Source organism: Chitinimonas koreensis (assembly GCF_014353015.1).
Classification (GTDB): domain Bacteria; phylum Pseudomonadota; class Gammaproteobacteria; order Burkholderiales; family Chitinimonadaceae; genus Chitinimonas; species Chitinimonas koreensis.
Map to the genome: position 1 here is coordinate 2,066,820 of NZ_CP060704.1, position 18,081 is coordinate 2,084,900.

11 protein-coding genes and 1 CRISPR repeat array (1 of these 12 cut by a window edge) are annotated in these 18,081 nt (G+C 64.3%); of the genes, 3 read left to right on the forward strand and 8 right to left on the reverse strand.

Annotated features, from left to right (window positions below; translation table 11 throughout):
- Window positions 1-4,274: a CRISPR direct-repeat array (repeat unit 37 nt; unit sequence GTTTCAATTCACAGCCGTCATCACTGACGGCTGAAAC); it begins 4,144 nt to the left of the window's first position.
- A 235-nt stretch (window positions 4,275-4,509) separates the two neighbouring features.
- The 7 genes from cas2 to H9L41_RS09045 are packed head-to-tail and all read right to left on the reverse strand — an operon-like array spanning window position 4,510 to window position 12,225.
- On the reverse strand, window positions 4,510-4,800 hold the full coding sequence (cas2, locus tag H9L41_RS09015) for a CRISPR-associated endonuclease Cas2 (protein ID WP_028446645.1): 291 nt from the start codon (window positions 4,798-4,800) through the stop codon (window positions 4,510-4,512).
- A gap of 9 nt (window positions 4,801-4,809) precedes the next feature.
- Window positions 4,810-5,838 carry a type I-C CRISPR-associated endonuclease Cas1c gene (gene cas1c / locus H9L41_RS09020; protein WP_028446646.1) on the reverse strand — a complete coding sequence of 343 codons (1,029 nt, stop codon included), beginning with the start codon at window positions 5,836-5,838 and terminating at the stop codon, window positions 4,810-4,812.
- A 2-nt stretch (window positions 5,839-5,840) separates the two neighbouring features.
- Window positions 5,841-6,461 (reverse strand): CRISPR-associated protein Cas4, encoded by a 621-nt coding sequence (cas4, locus tag H9L41_RS09025; protein WP_028446647.1) that lies wholly within the window; start codon window positions 6,459-6,461, stop codon window positions 5,841-5,843.
- A gap of 44 nt (window positions 6,462-6,505) precedes the next feature.
- On the reverse strand, window positions 6,506-7,393 hold the full coding sequence (gene cas7c / locus H9L41_RS09030; RefSeq protein ID WP_028446648.1) for a type I-C CRISPR-associated protein Cas7/Csd2: 888 nt from the start codon (window positions 7,391-7,393) through the stop codon (window positions 6,506-6,508).
- Entirely contained in the window at window positions 7,320-9,146 is a 1,827-nt protein-coding gene (gene cas8c, locus H9L41_RS09035) for a type I-C CRISPR-associated protein Cas8c/Csd1 (protein WP_187523764.1), read from the reverse strand. The genes cas7c and cas8c overlap by 74 nt, the downstream gene beginning before the upstream one ends.
- Entirely contained in the window at window positions 9,143-9,838 is a 696-nt protein-coding gene (gene cas5c, locus H9L41_RS09040; protein ID WP_028446650.1) for a type I-C CRISPR-associated protein Cas5c, read from the reverse strand. The genes cas8c and cas5c overlap by 4 nt, the downstream gene beginning before the upstream one ends.
- A 20-nt stretch (window positions 9,839-9,858) precedes the next feature.
- Window positions 9,859-12,225 carry a CRISPR-associated endonuclease Cas3'' gene (locus tag H9L41_RS09045; protein ID WP_034607126.1) on the reverse strand — a complete coding sequence of 789 codons (2,367 nt, stop codon included), beginning with the start codon at window positions 12,223-12,225 and terminating at the stop codon, window positions 9,859-9,861.
- A 161-nt stretch (window positions 12,226-12,386) separates the two neighbouring features.
- Between H9L41_RS09045 and hisN the strand changes: the two genes are divergently transcribed.
- The 3 genes from hisN to H9L41_RS09060 all read left to right on the forward strand — a co-directional run bounded on the left by hisN (window position 12,387) and on the right by H9L41_RS09060 (window position 15,411).
- Window positions 12,387-13,157 carry a histidinol-phosphatase gene (hisN, locus tag H9L41_RS09050; RefSeq protein ID WP_028446651.1) on the forward strand — a complete coding sequence of 257 codons (771 nt, stop codon included), beginning with the start codon at window positions 12,387-12,389 and terminating at the stop codon, window positions 13,155-13,157.
- Between the two features lie 28 nt (window positions 13,158-13,185).
- Entirely contained in the window at window positions 13,186-14,793 is a 1,608-nt protein-coding gene (locus tag H9L41_RS09055; protein ID WP_051319099.1) for an ABC transporter substrate-binding protein, read from the forward strand.
- Between the two features lie 213 nt (window positions 14,794-15,006).
- A complete protein-coding gene (locus tag H9L41_RS09060; RefSeq protein WP_028446652.1) occupies window positions 15,007-15,411 on the forward strand; it encodes a hypothetical protein in 405 nt (134 codons plus the stop codon).
- A 464-nt stretch (window positions 15,412-15,875) separates the two neighbouring features.
- On the opposite strand, the gene H9L41_RS09065 is transcribed toward H9L41_RS09060, so the two are convergent.
- Window positions 15,876-18,080 carry a DUF3418 domain-containing protein gene (locus H9L41_RS09065; RefSeq protein ID WP_187523765.1) on the reverse strand — a complete coding sequence of 735 codons (2,205 nt, stop codon included), beginning with the start codon at window positions 18,078-18,080 and terminating at the stop codon, window positions 15,876-15,878.
- Between the last annotated feature and the right edge of the window lies 1 nt (window position 18,081).

The window sequence follows — 18,081 nt, forward strand, 5'->3', positions numbered from 1 at the left end:
CATCACTGACGGCTGAAACGCACGCACCTGGCCGAGGTTCGCGCTTTCCTGGTGTTTCAATTCACAGCCGTCATCACTGACGGCTGAAACGTCGGTCTGGGACGTGGACCCGCGCGCGGTCACGGTTTCAATTCACAGCCGTCATCACTGACGGCTGAAACCGCACTACGCCTGTCGATGCCAGCGGGAGTAAAAGTTTCAATTCACAGCCGTCATCACTGACGGCTGAAACTGGGCATGGAAAAGCTGGCGTGCGATTTCAGCTTGTTTCAATTCACAGCCGTCATCACTGACGGCTGAAACCCTTGAGCCGCCCCGGATGCGGGTCAGATTGCGCCAGTTTCAATTCACAGCCGTCATCACTGACGGCTGAAACGAAAGAGAGGGATGCTCGCTCACAAGGGTCACGCGTTTCAATTCACAGCCGTCATCACTGACGGCTGAAACGCCATGATCTGGGTTCTCCTTGGTTGGGGTTGGCTGTTTCAATTCACAGCCGTCATCACTGACGGCTGAAACCCGAACGCCGATCTTGAGAGCGTAATTGATCAGGTTTCAATTCACAGCCGTCATCACTGACGGCTGAAACGCCTGCAACAGCTGATCCAGTTGATCCCCAATTCGTTTCAATTCACAGCCGTCATCACTGACGGCTGAAACGTCGGCCAGCTGGTTGCAGCCGTTCTGTTCCCAGTTTCAATTCACAGCCGTCATCACTGACGGCTGAAACACCGTCACCGGCGAATCGGCCTGTGCCAGTCCCGAGTTTCAATTCACAGCCGTCATCACTGACGGCTGAAACTGCGGAGCTGGGAGCCGCTCGCGCCGCCGCCAGGGTTTCAATTCACAGCCGTCATCACTGACGGCTGAAACCTGGGTCGATCCGACCCGACGGCCCGATGACGACGTTTCAATTCACAGCCGTCATCACTGACGGCTGAAACGATTCGGCGCTGTATGGCTGGTGGACCGAAGAGTGTTTCAATTCACAGCCGTCATCACTGACGGCTGAAACTGGAGTGGCCGCCGAAATCGTAGTTGTTGCTCACGTTTCAATTCACAGCCGTCATCACTGACGGCTGAAACCGTAGCGCCTCGTCGGCCTTCCGGCGCCAGGTCTGTTTCAATTCACAGCCGTCATCACTGACGGCTGAAACACTTGATTCCTACTACTCGTTCGACTTCCGAAAGGTTTCAATTCACAGCCGTCATCACTGACGGCTGAAACCATATCGCTTCTTGGCCGAGAACACCGCATTGATGTTTCAATTCACAGCCGTCATCACTGACGGCTGAAACTTCAAATCGCGCGAATACCAAAACCAAGCGCCAGTTTCAATTCACAGCCGTCATCACTGACGGCTGAAACATATGGTCGGTCTGGCACCTTGTTGGAGAAGTATGTTTCAATTCACAGCCGTCATCACTGACGGCTGAAACTACCTAAACATGAAACAGAAACCACCGCCCGAGAAGTTTCAATTCACAGCCGTCATCACTGACGGCTGAAACGCCCGGATGCCACCACTGCCGGGCAGGGTGACCAGTTTCAATTCACAGCCGTCATCACTGACGGCTGAAACACAAAATCCTCCAGCCCGCGGCCGACGATAATCGGTTTCAATTCACAGCCGTCATCACTGACGGCTGAAACTCAATCTTCGGCACAACCAAATCTTTCATCAATTGTTTCAATTCACAGCCGTCATCACTGACGGCTGAAACGAGAGGGAGCAGCCATGTCCAACATGTCCAACGTGTTTCAATTCACAGCCGTCATCACTGACGGCTGAAACGTGAGGGTGTGAGCATGTGGCCCCTAACACCCGAAGTTTCAATTCACAGCCGTCATCACTGACGGCTGAAACAGGCATCGGCTTTCCCGCTGGCGAATTTGTCGGTGTTTCAATTCACAGCCGTCATCACTGACGGCTGAAACAATGTCTCAAGCGCTATCGCCGCATTGTCAACAAGTTTCAATTCACAGCCGTCATCACTGACGGCTGAAACGCAAGGAGCGAAGACAATGCCTAATCACGCCTGGGTTTCAATTCACAGCCGTCATCACTGACGGCTGAAACGAAGCAGTTTCCAACCCACTTTTACGAATACCCTGTTTCAATTCACAGCCGTCATCACTGACGGCTGAAACTTGGCTTCCATCACCGTCCACCTCCGATAATCCGTTTCAATTCACAGCCGTCATCACTGACGGCTGAAACCCGCCGCCCAGTGAAATCATCGCCGCACGACAAGTTTCAATTCACAGCCGTCATCACTGACGGCTGAAACTATCCGCGCTCGAACTGACATAGCAGGCAGATTGTTTCAATTCACAGCCGTCATCACTGACGGCTGAAACGGCAAGCGCTTTGGCATGAGCATCAACGCCAATGTTTCAATTCACAGCCGTCATCACTGACGGCTGAAACGACGATCAACCAGCCTAACCAGGGAGATGACGCTGTTTCAATTCACAGCCGTCATCACTGACGGCTGAAACGCCTGCACGTCGGCGGCTCCCTGTACCTCCGCGGTTTCAATTCACAGCCGTCATCACTGACGGCTGAAACTTCGACAGTATGCTGAGCCAGGCCCGCGAAAACGTTTCAATTCACAGCCGTCATCACTGACGGCTGAAACGGCCTGGCGCTGGCAATGCGGGGCGAGCTGGCGGTTTCAATTCACAGCCGTCATCACTGACGGCTGAAACGGCGCAAAGCTGCCAAGCTCGCGGCGATCAAGAAGTTTCAATTCACAGCCGTCATCACTGACGGCTGAAACGTCCGGTATTCCAGCCTACGGTAATCACCAGTGGCGTTTCAATTCACAGCCGTCATCACTGACGGCTGAAACTTGGTCAAAATTGGTCCGACGTTCGACCAGTCAGCAAGTTTCAATTCACAGCCGTCATCACTGACGGCTGAAACGGCGACTACGCGGTGCAATGCTCGCGCACCGGCTGGTTTCAATTCACAGCCGTCATCACTGACGGCTGAAACGCGGCATGCCGATCGCGTCGGCCAGCTTCCTCATGTTTCAATTCACAGCCGTCATCACTGACGGCTGAAACCGGCGACTACCTGGGGGCGTACAGGGAATTCCCGTTTCAATTCACAGCCGTCATCACTGACGGCTGAAACCGGCGCCAGTGCGGCGGGTTTCGACACAGCAGTCGTTTCAATTCACAGCCGTCATCACTGACGGCTGAAACCGCAATGGCCGGCGACACCGTCGAAATTGCCGAGTTTCAATTCACAGCCGTCATCACTGACGGCTGAAACATAGGCCGTCAGGGCGACGTCAACCTCATCAATGTTTCAATTCACAGCCGTCATCACTGACGGCTGAAACCTTTCAGATCGCCGGTGAATGTCAGCCCGCTAAAAGTTTCAATTCACAGCCGTCATCACTGACGGCTGAAACGTAATTTGAAGGACTCCACCATGATCAAGAACCTGTTTCAATTCACAGCCGTCATCACTGACGGCTGAAACATTTCGGCAGCGCGGAAGCCCTGGCCGGGGCTGAAGTTTCAATTCACAGCCGTCATCACTGACGGCTGAAACAAGATCAACCGCAAGGAGAAAACCATGCAACACGTTTCAATTCACAGCCGTCATCACTGACGGCTGAAACTCGAACATCACCCGGAGTGGTCAAGCCGAGCTCGTTTCAATTCACAGCCGTCATCACTGACGGCTGAAACCGTTCATCACGTGGGCATCGTTTGTCTGCGGCAGTTTCAATTCACAGCCGTCATCACTGACGGCTGAAACGGCGAACTGCAGGAAGGCCCGGCCGGCGCTCTTGTTTCAATTCACAGCCGTCATCACTGACGGCTGAAACGAAATAGAGGAGATCCATATCATGGCCCGCCACTTGTTTCAATTCACAGCCGTCATCACTGACGGCTGAAACCTTCATAGGCCGGGTATCCGAGGGAATTGCAAAGGTTTCAATTCACAGCCGTCATCACTGACGGCTGAAACGGTCACGGTGGCCCGGGCGTAGCAGCCGCTGTAGTTTCAATTCACAGCCGTCATCACTGACGGCTGAAACCCTCCACCGTCACGCCCTGGCCGTGCTTGTAGTCGTTTCAATTCACAGCCGTCATCACTGACGGCTGAAACGGCCGATGTGCGCGATACGCGCAGTTCGGGAGACGTTTCAATTCACAGCCGTCATCACTGACGGCTGAAACACCGCTGCCGTCGAAGGCGTCGGCGACCAGGTTGTTTCAATTCACAGCCGTCATCACTGACGGCTGAAACGCCACGCATCGAAATGCTTGGCATCGAAGGCATAAATGCCCGTTTTGCGCGAACCTAAGCCACATGTCACTAGCTTGGCCGGATGGGATGGGGATGGATTCGAAGAAAGCATTGCTTCATCAATGGCTTGCGAGACTGCGCGAACCCTTCAGATGATTGACGGTTGATCCAGGTTCGCGCGAGTCATTCTAGGCCGGCGTACTCGTCTACTCAACGTGATATGCGCCTGTCCGCTTCAAAGCACGAGTGGGCCTTCGAAGTCGGTTGCTCGGAATATGCCGTGTTCCTTGACTTCGCAACCACGGGTTTCCGCCAGGCGATACAGGCGCAGGTTGTCTTCGGACGGTTCGATTTCTGCCAGCAGTCGCCGTTCCAGATCCTCATATTGCATCTGGTTGACTTGGCATTCGAATACCGATTTCTGCACGCGTTGTCCCGTACTTTCGCAGACCTTGGCCACTCGCCGCAGGCGACGGCGGCCTTCGCGCGTCTCGGTGTTCACGTCGTAGCAGACGATGATCAGCATGCCGGCGCTCTACTTGAATACGAAGGGCAGATAGCCTTCGGTTTCGCCGCGGATCGCCCTAGCCATCAGCCGTGCCTGGACCAAGGGCATCAGGCCGAGCGGGATCGCTTCCTTGAACAATGAATGTTGCAAGGCTTCCTGCTTGCGCTCCTGAAAGGCAACGACGATGTCGCGCCGCGCATCACCCTCCAGTAGCACGGCGCCTCCCTCGCGTTCGACGAAGCTCGTCGTGTCGATCTGCCTGCGATTGATTAGGCTCAGCGCCAGGCGGTCGGCAAACGGCCTGAACTCTTCCACCAAATCCAGTGCCAGTGCGGGTCTGCCCGGACGCACCACGTGCAGGAAGCCGAGCTGTGGGTCGAGCCCGGCTGCTTCGCACGCCGCTCGACAGTCGCTGGTCCACATCGAGTAAAGAAAGGACAGCAAGGCATTGAGCCGATCTCGTGGTGGCCGGCGTGTTCGGCCATCGAAATGGAAGGCGTCGCGCCGATCCGGGCGGATCAGCAAATTGAATCGGGCGAAGTATTGGCGGGCGGCTTCGCCTTCGAGCCCCCTTACCGTATCGAGGTCGATGGCGCCGGGTAGCGCACGCAGGCTAGCCGCCAGATCGTTGCCGCCACGCTCGAGCTGCGCGCGTTCCGATTCGCTCTTGGCCTCACGAGCGCCTCGCAACAGAACCTGCCGCGCATTGCGAATCTTGCCGGCGACGCATGCGTGCGCCGTCATCAGTGCGAAGGCCATTTCCGCGGCTCGTCGGTGCTGAGCTTGTCGCAGCAGGATGTTGCCGCTCTGTGGTCCTTCCAGTCGCGCCTTGAAACGGCCATTGGCGTCAAGGAGTGTCAGCGTGATGGCCTCTTCCGCAAGTCGATGCATCAGCGGCGTGGACAGCATGACATGACCAAAGGTGACCACGCCGCTCAGGTGATGCAGCGGTACGCGCAGCCGGGTGTCCTGGCCGACTTCGACGCGCAGCGTGTCGTTGTCCAGCCGTAGGTAGGCGTCGGGCGTGGTGACGTAAAGCGTGTTGAGCAGTTGCATGGCTATTCGTCGACCTCGAACAGACGCGCCAGCAATTGCCTTTGCTGCTCGGGTATCGCCAGCGCCTCGGGTTGGCAGCGATCGCGGAGTGAGCACTCGCGGCAGCGTTCGTCATTGACTGGTGGCGGGAGCCGGCCCGCGGCGAAGGTGGAGCGGATCGCCGCGGTGCAGTCTTCCACGGCCTGGCGCAAGGTCGTATCGATGCGAACTGGACGGCGTTTCTTCGATCCGGCGTAGAACAGCGCACCCTCGGTGACGGATCGGCCCGTCATTTCTTCGAGGCAGATCGCCTGAGCCGCCAACTGCAATTCGTCGAAGTCGCGCACGCGGCGACGGCCGTGCTTGTATTCGACCGGGTAGGGTGTGCCGTCGGGCAGGAACTCGACTACGTCGGCCCTGCCGCTCAGGCCGAGGCGGTCGCTCCATAGGGGCAGCGCGCGCACGATGCGGCAACCGGCGCGGGTTTCGGCGCCGGGCGTGTCGACCCGGGCATGGAGCGCATTGCCCCGCGCCGTGTGCAGATTGTCATCGAACGCCTGCTCCAGATGAATCAGCGCGCACTGGCGCGGGCAATAGCGCCAGTGCTGGAGGGCGCTGATGGGGATCGGATCGGGCGACTCCATGGCAGGTGGTTTGCAAGCGCTGACCGGCGTGCAACCTCAGGACTTCAGCCGACCCGCCGTTGCAAGGTCACGCCGGTCGGCAGATCCGCATCGTTCACCGTCACGCGGAAGTCGGCGAAGTCGCGTGCCGGCTTGCTGGGGTCCACAGGCTGAACCTGGATGCGTTCGAACAGGCTATGGGCGTGAGCATTGCCAAGCTCGGACTCGTGCTTGAACACATAGAGCCCGCGAGTAGCCATCTCGCCGCGGGCGGCCGAACGGTCGTGCTCGAACATTTGTTCCAGTGCCTTGAGCAGCAGTTCCAGGTCGTCGTCCGAGAAACCGGTCTGCTTGGCGAGGAAGGAGGAAACGAAGCCGTGGGCGACGTAGAGGCCATAGGGCACGGTGTGCTTGCGGCCCATGGTGCGGTTGTCGCCGTCCTGTTTCTCGGCTTCCGCCTCGGTGGCCACGGCCATCCGGGTGATGCTGTGTTCGAGCGATACGATGGGCGCGACCGAGCGCGCGAAGGTCAGTTGCACGGGCCCGCGCACCTGGCCGCAATTGACGCCGGTGCTCATCACTGCGCCGAAGGTACGCACATCGTAGAAGTTGGCGCACATCCAGTTACGGGCGGCGGTCACCGCATCGCCGCCGCCCTTGCGCTTCTTCTCCTCGCCCTTGAGCAACTCGCCGTTATCGGTAGCGACGTAGGCGCGTTCGTGGGTCTGGTTGAGGATGGCCTTTTCCTTGACGTAGATCTCGTAGGGCGGCGTCTCGCCCTTCACCAAGCCCACGAAGTTGCGCACCTTGCGCTTGAGGCTGACGTCGGTGACCAGGCCATGGCCGGTTTCGGCATCGATGCGCGGCAGGTTGCCGGCGTCAGGGTCGCCGTTGGGGTTGCCGTCCTTCACATCGAACAGGAGGACGAAGTCGTAACGGTGGACGATGGCCATGCTCATTGCTCCTCGGGGCGGTGTTGTCGGTATCGGCGCTGCGCTTGGTGAAGAAGTCCTGGCGCTGGTGGTAGTAGCCGAGCGCGAAGCGGCCTTGGTCGGGCAGGCTAAGGTGGGCCGGGAAGTCGGCTAGGCCGCCGCTGATCTCTCCCAGCAGGCGCTCCAGGTTCACCTTGCGGCCGGGCTTGAGTTTGGCCAGGTGGTGGTTGGACAGCCGCAGCAAGGTGGCGAATACCGTGGCCGGCGTGCTGGAAGCGGCGCCATAGAAGCGTTCGCGGATGGTGGCGTTGATGCCGGGCTGGGCTTCTTCCTGGATCTTCTCCAGCGCCGCGAACAGCCGGCCCAGGCGGTAGCCGGGATGGTTGTTGCTGGTATCGAGCATGACTTGAAACTCCTTCTCCTCGGTATGTTTGGCGCGGACATCGCGGTTGAGCCAGGCCTTGATCATGGCGGCGCGGGCGTAGGTCACCTTCCGTTCGGCCCGGCAGCGCAGCACGGCCAGGTTGATCAGCTGGGCGGGGTAGGGGCGGCCGTCGAGCACGCTGCGCAGCACTTCGCCGCCCAGCCGCGGCGGGATGTTGTCGGCTTTGCCCTGGGCCGCCAGTGCGGCGAGCAGGCGAAACAGCGACGGATGCGGCGGATCGTTCGGCCCGCCCTGGATGGCCAGGTCGTCGAAGTGCCGCTTGATGCGCGGCGCCAGCTCGGCCAGCGGCAGGTCGTGGTAGTCGCGGATGGCGATGCGGGCGGCGTTGGGGGCGAGGGCCAGCACATGGAAGCGGCGGGAGCCCGCCTCGTGTTGGTAGCGGCCACTTTCGATGGCTTTGAAGATGGCCTGGACCGCGGCGATGCCGCGATCGGGGTCGTCGTCCTTGGCCGGCTCGCCAAGCAGGAAGGCCAGGCCGGCCTCCATCGGTTCGTCGTCGACGTCGGCCCAGAACACGGTGGAGGCATCGCCGACCTGGACGCGATTGGTCGAGTCGCGCGCCAGCAGGGCGTTCAGCGCAGTGGTATAGGTCTGAGCCGCCGTTTCGCCGATTGGTGCGTTGTTGCCTTGCGTCTTGCCGTAGGAATTGAAGGCGTCGAGGTTGAAGCTGACGATATTGGCGCCGGAGGTCTGGGCACCCCATACGCCCTTGATGGCGGGATGCAGGCGCGCGACCGTGTCCGGTTGGCCGCGCACCAGGCAGATCGCGGCCTCCAGAGTCGCATCGTCGTCGGTTGGCTCCGGGGCTGCTTGCAAGGCCGGGCGCTGGCAGACCAGCGCGTCATCGCCCAGTAGCCGGAAAGTCATGGTCGGATTGGTATCGGCGATATCGGCCCATTGCGGTAGTTGCGCCAGCGCGGCGAGGTCGAGCCGGTCGAAAAAGGCCTGGACGGCGCGTATGCCGGTGTCGCTTGCGACCGCTTCGGGCAAGGCCGCCAACTTGGCGCGGAAAGCCGCATGCTGCTCGGCCACCCGCTCGGGCTTGCCGCGCGTGTCCACGCCGAGCACATATTCGGCGCTATCCCACAGCAGGTTGGCCGCGACGCCGGAGGTCTTCTTCACGCCGCGCGGCACCAGGAATCGGCTGGGTTCGTGCTTCTTGCCGCGCATCTCGCCGGTCTTCTGCAATTGCACCAGTCGGCCGGCCGGATCGATCTCGATCAGGTAGCCGATCGGCTGCTCGACCAGCCCGACCGCGGGCAGGCGGCGAGCCGGCTCGGGATGGGCGGCGCGGCGCCGGTAATAGTTGTCGAGCGCTTGCAGGATCATGCCAATGCCTCCTGCCAGTCCGGCACCGCCATCGCGCCGTCGTGCAGTTCGGCCCGGAAGAAGCGCGGCTGTGGATCGGCCGGGTCGGAGAAGTCGAGGTCATGCAGCATGTAGCCGAGGTCGCGCGGCTTGCCGAAGCCGAGTTCGGCGCGGTCGGCTTCGCTCAAGTCTTGCCGGTCGGCGGGCTCGGAGAGCGGATCGACCAGGCGAAAGCTGGCCGCGAATTCACGGCAGCCGAGATAAGGCTGGTTCACGCATTGGCCGCGCTCGGCGCGGCGCGCGAACATCTCGCGATACTTGGCCAGGGGATTGGCGGCCCGCGCTTCCGGCTTGACCGTCAATTCGGCATGCAGCCGGTAGCCGACGTCGCGCAGGAACAGCCCGGCCCGTTGCTGCCGCTCTTCTTCAATGTAAAGCCCGAGCGCGCCGCGACCCTGCTTCATCGCGCTGGCGACTGCGCCGGCCGGCACGGTCTTGCCGACTTCGTTGCGGCGCAGGTTGATCCAGCGGATGGGCTTGAGCACTTCGATCCGGTGGATGCGCCAGTCGATCTCGGGCTTCCACAAGATGGCCTGGAAGACGTTGCGGGCGGCGGACGGGGTGATCAGGTCGTAGCTGACGCGCTCGACCTTCATCTCGGGACGGGTGAAGCAGGCGAAGTCACCGCTGACTTCGAGGCAGAACCGATTCATCGCTCCTCCAGGTATGCGGCTCAGAGCGCCGTGGCGCTCGGGTTGTAGATCGCGACCTGTTCCGTGTTCAATCCGAGTTCCGGGTGATAGCGCAGCGGATTGATCAGGATGTAGCTGTCCAGGAGCACCGGATGCAAGTCGTTCCCCATGCGTTGCATATCCTTCTTTCTCACGCTCACCGCATAGCGCTGCAGCGCACGGATCGACCAGCGTTCGGCCTGACCTTGTGCGAGCCGGTCCAGCAATGCCTGTACTTTTTCATCGCCGGCCGGATAGCAGACGTAGACCGTGACTCGTTCTTCGTCGTCGATCAGCCTGAAACGCTCGGCTGCCGTGCGGAAGGCCACCGCGAGCATGCCGTCCAGGCGGGGCGTGAGGACATCCCGATGCAGCAGATCGACGATCCCGCGCTGGTCGTGGCCGCCGCAGTCGGCGTAGTAACGTCTGAAGTAGCGCCACATGCCATTGCGGTCGGCCAGCAGCCGGCTGCCGTCCGGATCGTCGTAGCCGTGCAGCACCGCGCGCGTGGCGCCGGCCGCGAGCGCCAGCGTGCCGCGCGGTTCACCGGTCGGCGGCACGAACACCTTGACCCGTCCCAGTCCGTCCAGCCGGCCTTCGCGGTTGCAGCGGCCGGCTGCCTGCGCGATCGAATCCAGGCCGGCCAGCGCTCGCCAGACCACCGGGAAATCGACGTCCACGCCGGCCTCGATCAGACTCGTGCTCACGACATGCAAGGGGCGCGGATCGCTGCCCGTGCGGCGGCCGTCGAGCCGGGTGCGAATCTCGGCCAGCAGGGCGGCTCGATGCGCACCGCACAGGTCGGTGGTCAGGCAGATCGCACCCTCGGGCAGCCGCCGCCACAGTTCGCGCGCATCGGACTTGCGGTTGACGATGGCCAGGATGCAATCCTCGGCAGCGATGGCCGCGGCGATTTCGTCCCAATCGCCGTGCGCGGCCAGATCGGCGGGGAGCTCGACCGCGACGCGCTTGAGCGCATCGAACAGGGCGTCGGGATCGTCGATGATTTCGCAGACCTGGCCTTCCTCGAAACCGCGCAGGCCATGGCGTGGATCAAGCATCTCGCGATGGGTCAGCACCGGCTGCGTTGCGGTACAGAACACCACCGTCACGCCGTAGTGCGCGATCAGCAGGCGCAATACGTCGAGGATCGGCTGCAGGAACTCGGGGGGCAGTTGCTGCGCTTCGTCGAGCACGATCACGCTACCGGCCAGGTTGTGCAGCTTGCGGCAGTGCGAGGTGCGGGCGGCGAACAGGCTCTCGAACAACTGTACGTTGGTGGTGACGATCAGCGGCGCATCCCAGTTCTCGCAGGCCAGCCGGCTCGCCAGCGTGTCGCCGTCGCGCTCGGCCTGGCTGTGGTGTTCGATCACCGGATCGCCCGCCAGGCCTTCGAATACCCGGCGGAATACGTCGGTGGTCTGCTCGATGATGCTGGTGTAGGGGATCGCGTAGACGATTCTGCGCTTGCCGTGGCGCAACGCGTGCTCGAGCGCGAAACCGAGGCTGGCCAAGGTTTTGCCGCCGCCGGTAGGGACGGTGAGCGAGAAGGCGCCCGGCGTTTCGCTAGCCTTCCAGCGGCACTGGGCCAGGACCCGGGCGCGCAACTGGTTGACCGCGCCGGCCGGTTCGCCGAAGCGGGCCATATGGGCGTCGTAGGCGGCACGCAATTCGGCGATGGCGGGAAAGCGGCCTCGGCGCTCGAACTGGGCCGGGTCCATGAAGCGCTCGGTATCGAGGAAGTCGGCGTCGACCAGCGCGGAGAACAGCATGCGTACCCACAGCGCGTATGCGCCGGGCTGGTCGTGTTCGGCAGCCAGGACGGCCTTGAGCGAAGGGCCTGGGTTGAAATCTTCGTCGGCCAGGATGTCGGCAGCCGGCCGGGCCGACAGCGCTTCATCGTATTCCCGACGGGATTCTGCATCGGCGAGGCGCGCCTTCAAGCCGGCGCTGACGTTCGATTCCCAGTCGTACAGCCCGGCATGGTGGCTGGCGATCAGATAGGCGAGGACGCGGCCGGCCAGTTCTCCGACGCTGCCGTGACGCTGCCTGAGCGTCTCGATCGCATGCAAGGCACCGGCGGTCGAATGATTGGCCCGGCCACCTTGCTCGATATGGGCGTCCGGATCGAAGCCGCTGCCTTTCCTGATCTTGCCCTGGAATGGCGGCCGGTATTTGCCGAGGTCGTGCCAGCGGCCCGCCAGCCGAGCCCATTCCTCGGCGGCGAAGACGGTGGCGCGCTCGGCGGCGAGGCGAGCGACCTCGTGAAGATGTTCGTGGAGAAGATGGACGTCCCAGCCGGACGGTTTCTCGGGCGCGGGCCGGACATGGGCCAGGGCGACGTCCTGCACGGTATGCGGTGCCTGCATGCTTCCTCCCTCTGCGGCGGGTTCATGCCCGCCGTCTCGTATCGAGCATAGCAACCGCCTGTATTGCCGCAAGGCACGACGGTAACAACCCGGCCGGGGCCGACCGGCTGCGCGCCCAAGCGCATTGAAGCTAAGATGGCGCCCTCCCCGAAAGGACCCCCATGCACCCCGCTGCCGCCTTCCTCCCCATCGCCCACCGCCTCGCCGACGCCGCCCGCGCCGCCATCCTGCCGCACTACCGCAGCGGCCTCGCCATCGACGACAAGCTCGACGCCAGCCCGGTCACCCAGGCCGATCGCGGGGCCGAGCAGGCGATGCGCGCGATCCTGGCGGCCGAGCTGCCGGAGCACGGCATCGTCGGCGAAGAATTCGGCCGCGAGCGCGACCAGGCCGAGTGGGTCTGGGTGCTCGATCCGGTCGACGGCACCAAGAGCTTCATCGTCGGCCGGCCGACCTTCTGCACCCTGATCGGCCTGCTGCACCACGGCCGGCCGGTGCTGGGGCTGATCGACCAGCCGGTGCTGGCGGAGCGCTGGGTCGGCGTCGAAGGCCGGTCGACCACGCTCAACGGCGTCGCCACGCAGACCTCCGACATCACCGCGCTGGCCGCCGCGCGGCTCGGCTCGACCGGGCCGCAATACCTGCCCGGCGCGGCCGGCGAGGGTTTCGCCCGGCTGCAGGCGCAGTGCCGCTTCACGGTCTGGGGCGGCGATGCCTATGCCTATGCGCTGCTGGCCTCGGGCGGCTACGACCTGGTGGTCGAGGCCGGCCTCAAGCTGCACGACTTCGCCGCGCTGGTGCCGGTGGTGAAGGGCGCCGGCGGGGTGATGACCGACTGGCAGGGCGGCGAGCTCGACCGCGATTCGGACGGCAGCGTGCTGGTGGCCGCCACGCCGGCGCTGCACGCGGCGGCCCGCGCGGTGCTGGGCTGATGGCGGCGTTGCGGCGGGCAGGGCGCCGATGCGGCATCGCGCCGCACTGTGGCGGCGCTGGCACGGCATGCTGGCGGCAGCGCTGCTGGCGTCGGCGGCGCAGGCCGCGCCGGCGCTGGTATTCTGCGCCGACGGCGATCCGGACGGCTTCGATTCGGCGTTGTCCGATACCGCCGCCACCCACCGCGCCGCCGCCTATCCGCTCTACAACCGGCTGGTCGGCTACGCGCCGGCCAGCGGCGCTCTGGTGCCCGAGCTGGCCGAGAAATGGAGCGTCACGCCCGACGGCCGGGTCTGGACCTTCACGCTGCGCAGCGGCGTCGCCTTCCACGCCACGCCGTGGTTCAAGCCCGGCCGGCCGCTCGATGCCGACGACGTGGTCTGGAGCGTGCGGCGCCAGCTCGATCCCAGGCATCCCGGCGCGGCCGCCGCGCCGGCCGGCTTCCCCGGCGCCGTCTCGGGCAACTGGGCGGCGTTGATCACCGCGGTCGACAAGCTCGACGCGCGCACCGTGCGCTTCACGCTGGCCAAGCCCTATGCGCCGTTCCCGGCGCTGCTGGCGTCGTGGCCGTTCTCGATCGTCTCGGCCGAATACGGAGAGGGGCTGGCCCGAGCCGGCCAGATCGGCCGGCTGGCCAGCGAGCCGGTCGGCACCGGGCCTTACCAGCTGCTCAAGTACACGCGCGGCGCCACCATCCGCTATGCCGCCCATCCGGGCTACTTCAAGGGCAGGGCGGCGATCGACAAGCTGATCTTCAGCATCGACCCGGACCCGGCCGTACGGGTGCAGAAGCTGCGCAGCGGCGAATGCGGCCTGGCCGAGAGCCTGCGGCCGCAGGACATCGCCGCGCTCGAGGGCGCCAGCCGGGTGGCGTTGCGCAGCTACCGGCCGCAGATCACTTCCTTCCTGGCCTTCAATACGCGCAGGAAGCCGTTCGACGACGCCCGCGTGCGGCGCGCGCTGAGCCTGGCGATCGATCGCCAGGCCATCGTCCGCGCGGTGTTCGACGGCCGTGCCGAGACCGGCCTCTTGCCGTATTCGCCGAAATCGCTGTGGGGCGCGCCGGCGCAGCCGGCCAGCGGGCCGGACCTGGCGCAGGCGCGCCGGCTGCTGCGCGAGGCCGGCTTCCCCGACGGCTTCGCCACCCGCATCTGGGCGCGCGTCGGCGGCGGCGCCTCCAATCTCAATCCGCGGCTGACGGCCGAGCTGGTGCAGGCCGACTGGGCCAAGCTCGGCGTGAAGGCCGAGGTGGTGGCGATGGAGAGCGCCGAGCTGGGCCGCCGCGGCCGCGCCGGCGAGCACGACGCGATCATCTCCGGCTGGATGAACAGCACCGATCCGGACGAGCTCTACGCCAACCTGCTGACCTGCGAGGCGGCGGCCAGCAGCACCGCGCGCTGGTGCGACGCGGACTTCGATGCCGAAGTCGACGCCGCCCGGGCGACGCCGGACCGCGCCCGCCGCGGCAAGGCCTACGAAGCGGCCGCCCGGCGCTTCGCCGTCGAGATGCCGTGGGCGGTGCTGGCCTATCCGTTCGCCACGCTGGCCTACGGCAAGGGGCTGAGCGGCGTCGCGCCGTCGCCGGCGATGCCGTTCCAGTTCGACCGGCTGAGCTGGGGCGCCGCAGCGCGCTAGCGCCGGCCTGGCCCGGGCGAAAACCTCGCCTTTTCTTGCAGCCTAGGGAACGGCGGCATGTAAATGCTACAGGCCGCTGTCCGGGCTGTTTCAATAAGTAATTGAAATGAATGGATTTATTTGGTTGGCATGGGTTTGGCTGAGATCGCTCCATCACCTGTTTCGCCCGCTGCATGCGGGCGGCGATTTCAACCGACGAAGAGGAAAAGCCAAATGAAACGCATCCATATCGCGACGACGCTCTCCGCCCTGATGCTGGGCCTCGGCCTGGCCCTGCCGGCCGCGGCCGACGACGTGGCCAAGGCCAACAAGAAGGCGGCCGACGCCCACTACACCCAGGCCAAGGACGCGGCCGACGCGCAGTACGACGCGGCCAAGAAGGCCTGCGACGGCATGTCGGGCAACGACAAGGATGTCTGCAAGAAGAAGGCCAAGGCCGATCACGAAGCCGCGCTGGCCGACGCCAAGGCCGACAAGAAGTCCGGCAAGGCCTGGGCCGCCGCCGGCGAAGACAAGCGCGAGGCCGAATACAAGCTGGCCAAGGAGAAGTGCGATGCGCTGTCGGGCGATGCCAAGGATGCTTGCGTCGCCAAGGCCAAGGTCGATTACCGGCAGTAAGCGCCTGGTCTGATTTGGCGTAATCGTTGAATCGACCTGTTGTGCGGGCGCCCGGCTGAGCCGGGCGCTTGCGTTTCGTGCGAGCTGAACCGGCGTGCGCTTACCCCTGATTCACCCCGACTCCCCCGCCCTCGCCGCCACCGGGGCCCCCGTAAAGTCGAAGACTTCACGGGGTGGTCCAGAGGGAGCCTCGCTGGCGCTCGTCAGTTCTTCGTAGGGCCTGCAGCTAAGCATGTCGCTTCGCTCATGCCGCAACCGGCACGGTTGCCAGCTTGCATGGCGGGTTTGGCCGCGATTTTTCGCCATTGCGTTCACCACGGTAGGTTGGGCTGAGCGAAGCGATGCCCAACGGGTGCGTCGAGAACGTTAGCTTCGTCTTACTCTGCCCAGCTTGCGGCGTTGCATTCCTCGGCTGTTCATCGCGCCTGTCGCCGGGCGCGTCGATCCGCTTCGGCCGTTTTGCCTTATTGCCGCACCAGCTCCGCCCAGATCTTCTCCAGCCGCTTCACCGATACCGGGTAAGGCGTGCGCAGTTCCTGGGCGAACAGGCCGACGCGCAGTTCTTCCAGCATCCAGCGGAACGGCGCCAGCGGGGCCGGGTCGCGGCCCTGCTTGCGCCATTTGTCCTGCTCGGCTTCCCAGCGCGCCCACAGCGCGGCGATCTCGTCGCCGCGCTGGGCGTCGCGCGCCTGGTTGGCGTTGTACTTCTCCAGCCGCAGCTTCATCGCCTTGAGGTAGCGCGGCAGCTGCGGCAGCTGCTCCCACGGCGTGGCGGCCAGGAAACCCTTGTAGACCAGCCGGCCGAGCTGCTGCTTCAGCTCGCTCTGCAAGCGCACCGGCTTGGCCAGCACGGCCTGCAGCTGCTGCTGTTCGGCGGCGACTTCCTGCAGCACCCGCCAGGCGGCATCGCGCACCGCCGGCAGGCGGGTCTTGGCGCGCTGCTTCTGGTTGTCGAAATCCTTCTTGCTGCGCGGCAGCGCATCGTCGCCGACGAAGGCGCGGTCGCAGATGCAGGCCACCAGGTCGTCCATCAGGCTGTCCGAATCGGCGACGTGGCGCAGCAGCAGCGCGGTCTGGGTGAAGCCGGAGAAGCACTTGGGCAGCTGCTTCACCTGCTCCTTGAGCTCCAGCTGCATCAGCCGCACCACGCCGCGGCGGTGCTCGGCCTGGGCCAGGCTCTCGACGTCGAACAGCCGGATCGCGCAGGCGCCCTCGTGCGGCACCAGCGCCGGGTAGCCGGTGAGCTTGGCGTTGCCGCGGTCGAAGGTCAGCTTGGCCGGCAGGTCGCCGAAGTCCCAGCCGGTGATGTTGTCCTTCTCGATCGCAGGTGCGGCGGCCCTGGCCGACGGGGCAGGGGAGGCGGCCGCGGCCGGCGCGGCCTTGCCCTTGCCGCCGCCCGCGGGCCCGGCCTTGCCGGCGGTCGGCTGGGCGGCCACTTCGCGGAAGGTCATCTGCGCCGCTTCGCCGAGCTTGGCGCGCAGTTCGACCAGGTCGCGGCCCGAGGCCAGTTCCTGGCCGGCGTCGTCGACCACCCGGATGTTCATGCGCAGGTGGGCCGGCAGGTCGGTCGCATCGAATTCGTCCACGCTCACCGGGTTGCCGATGCCGCGTCCGACCGCGTGGGCCAGTTGCGGCAGCAGCGGCGCCTTGCGGTCGGCGCGGTCGAGTTCGAGCAGCATGCGGGTGACGAAGTCGGGCACCGGCACGCACAGCCGGCGGATGCTCTTGGGCAGCGACTTCACCAGCAGCGTGATCTTCTCGCGAATCAGCCCCGGCACCAGCCAGTCGAAGGCGGCGCCGTTGACCTTGTTCAACAGGTGCAGCGGCAACTGCACCGTCACGCCGTCGAGCGCGTGGCCCGGCTCGAAGCGGTAGGCCAAGGGCAGATCGATGCCGTCGAGCGTCAGCTCGGGCGGGAACTGCTGCTCGGTGATCGATTCGCCGGCGTGGCGCATCAGGTCGTCGCGGTTCAGGAACAGCAGCTGCGGCGCGGCCTTCTCGGCCTCCTTGCGCCAGGTGTCGAAGCCGTGGCCGTTGAACACCTCCTGCGGCACCTTGGCATCGTAGAAATCGAACAGCACGTCCTCGTCGACCAGCACGTCCTGCCGCCGCGCCTTGTGTTCCAGCTCCTCGATCTCGCTGATCAGCTTCTCGTTGTGCTGCCAGAACGCCGCGCGGGTATTGAAGCGGCGGCCGGCCAGGCCTTCGCGCAGCATGATCTCGCGCGCCTTCACCGGATCGACCGCGCCGTAGTGCACGCGCCGCCGCGCCACTACCGGCAGGCCGTACAGCGTGACGCGTTCGCTGGCCACCACCTGGGCCGGGCCTTCGTCCCAGTGCGGCTCGAAGTAGTCGCGGTTGACCAGGTGGCCGGCCAGCTTCTCCAGCCATTCGGGCTGGATGGCGGCCACGCTGCGGGCGTAGAGCTTGGTGGTCTCGACCAGCTCGGCCGCCACCACCCACTTGGGCCGCGACTTCTTGAGGCCGGAACCGGGGAAGATGCTGAACCGGATGCCGCGCGCGCCGAGGTATTCGTCGTCCTCGGGCTGCTTGAAGCCGATGCTGCCCAGCAGGCCGGCGCACAGCGCCTTGTGGATCGCCTCGTAGCGCGCGGCTTCGGCGGCCTGGCGTTCCTTTTCGGCTTTCTTGGGCAGGACGGGTACGGCCACG

What these genes read in the sequence shown, in the direction of transcription:
- cas2 (WP_028446645.1), bottom strand. Translation starts at nt 4,800, where the DNA reads ATGCTGATCATCGTCTGCTACGACGTGAACACCGAGACGCGCGAAGGC.
- cas1c (WP_028446646.1), bottom strand. Translation starts at nt 5,838, where the DNA reads ATGCAACTGCTCAACACGCTTTACGTCACCACGCCCGACGCCTACCTA.
- cas4 (WP_028446647.1), bottom strand. Translation starts at nt 6,461, where the DNA reads ATGGAGTCGCCCGATCCGATCCCCATCAGCGCCCTCCAGCACTGGCGC.
- cas7c (WP_028446648.1), bottom strand. Translation starts at nt 7,393, where the DNA reads ATGGCCATCGTCCACCGTTACGACTTCGTCCTCCTGTTCGATGTGAAG.
- cas8c (WP_187523764.1), bottom strand. Translation starts at nt 9,146, where the DNA reads ATGATCCTGCAAGCGCTCGACAACTATTACCGGCGCCGCGCCGCCCAT.
- cas5c (WP_028446650.1), bottom strand. Translation starts at nt 9,838, where the DNA reads ATGAATCGGTTCTGCCTCGAAGTCAGCGGTGACTTCGCCTGCTTCACC.
- H9L41_RS09045 (WP_034607126.1), bottom strand. Translation starts at nt 12,225, where the DNA reads ATGCAGGCACCGCATACCGTGCAGGACGTCGCCCTGGCCCATGTCCGG.
- hisN (WP_028446651.1), top strand. Translation starts at nt 12,387, where the DNA reads ATGCACCCCGCTGCCGCCTTCCTCCCCATCGCCCACCGCCTCGCCGAC.
- H9L41_RS09055 (WP_051319099.1), top strand. Translation starts at nt 13,186, where the DNA reads ATGCGGCATCGCGCCGCACTGTGGCGGCGCTGGCACGGCATGCTGGCG.
- H9L41_RS09060 (WP_028446652.1), top strand. Translation starts at nt 15,007, where the DNA reads ATGAAACGCATCCATATCGCGACGACGCTCTCCGCCCTGATGCTGGGC.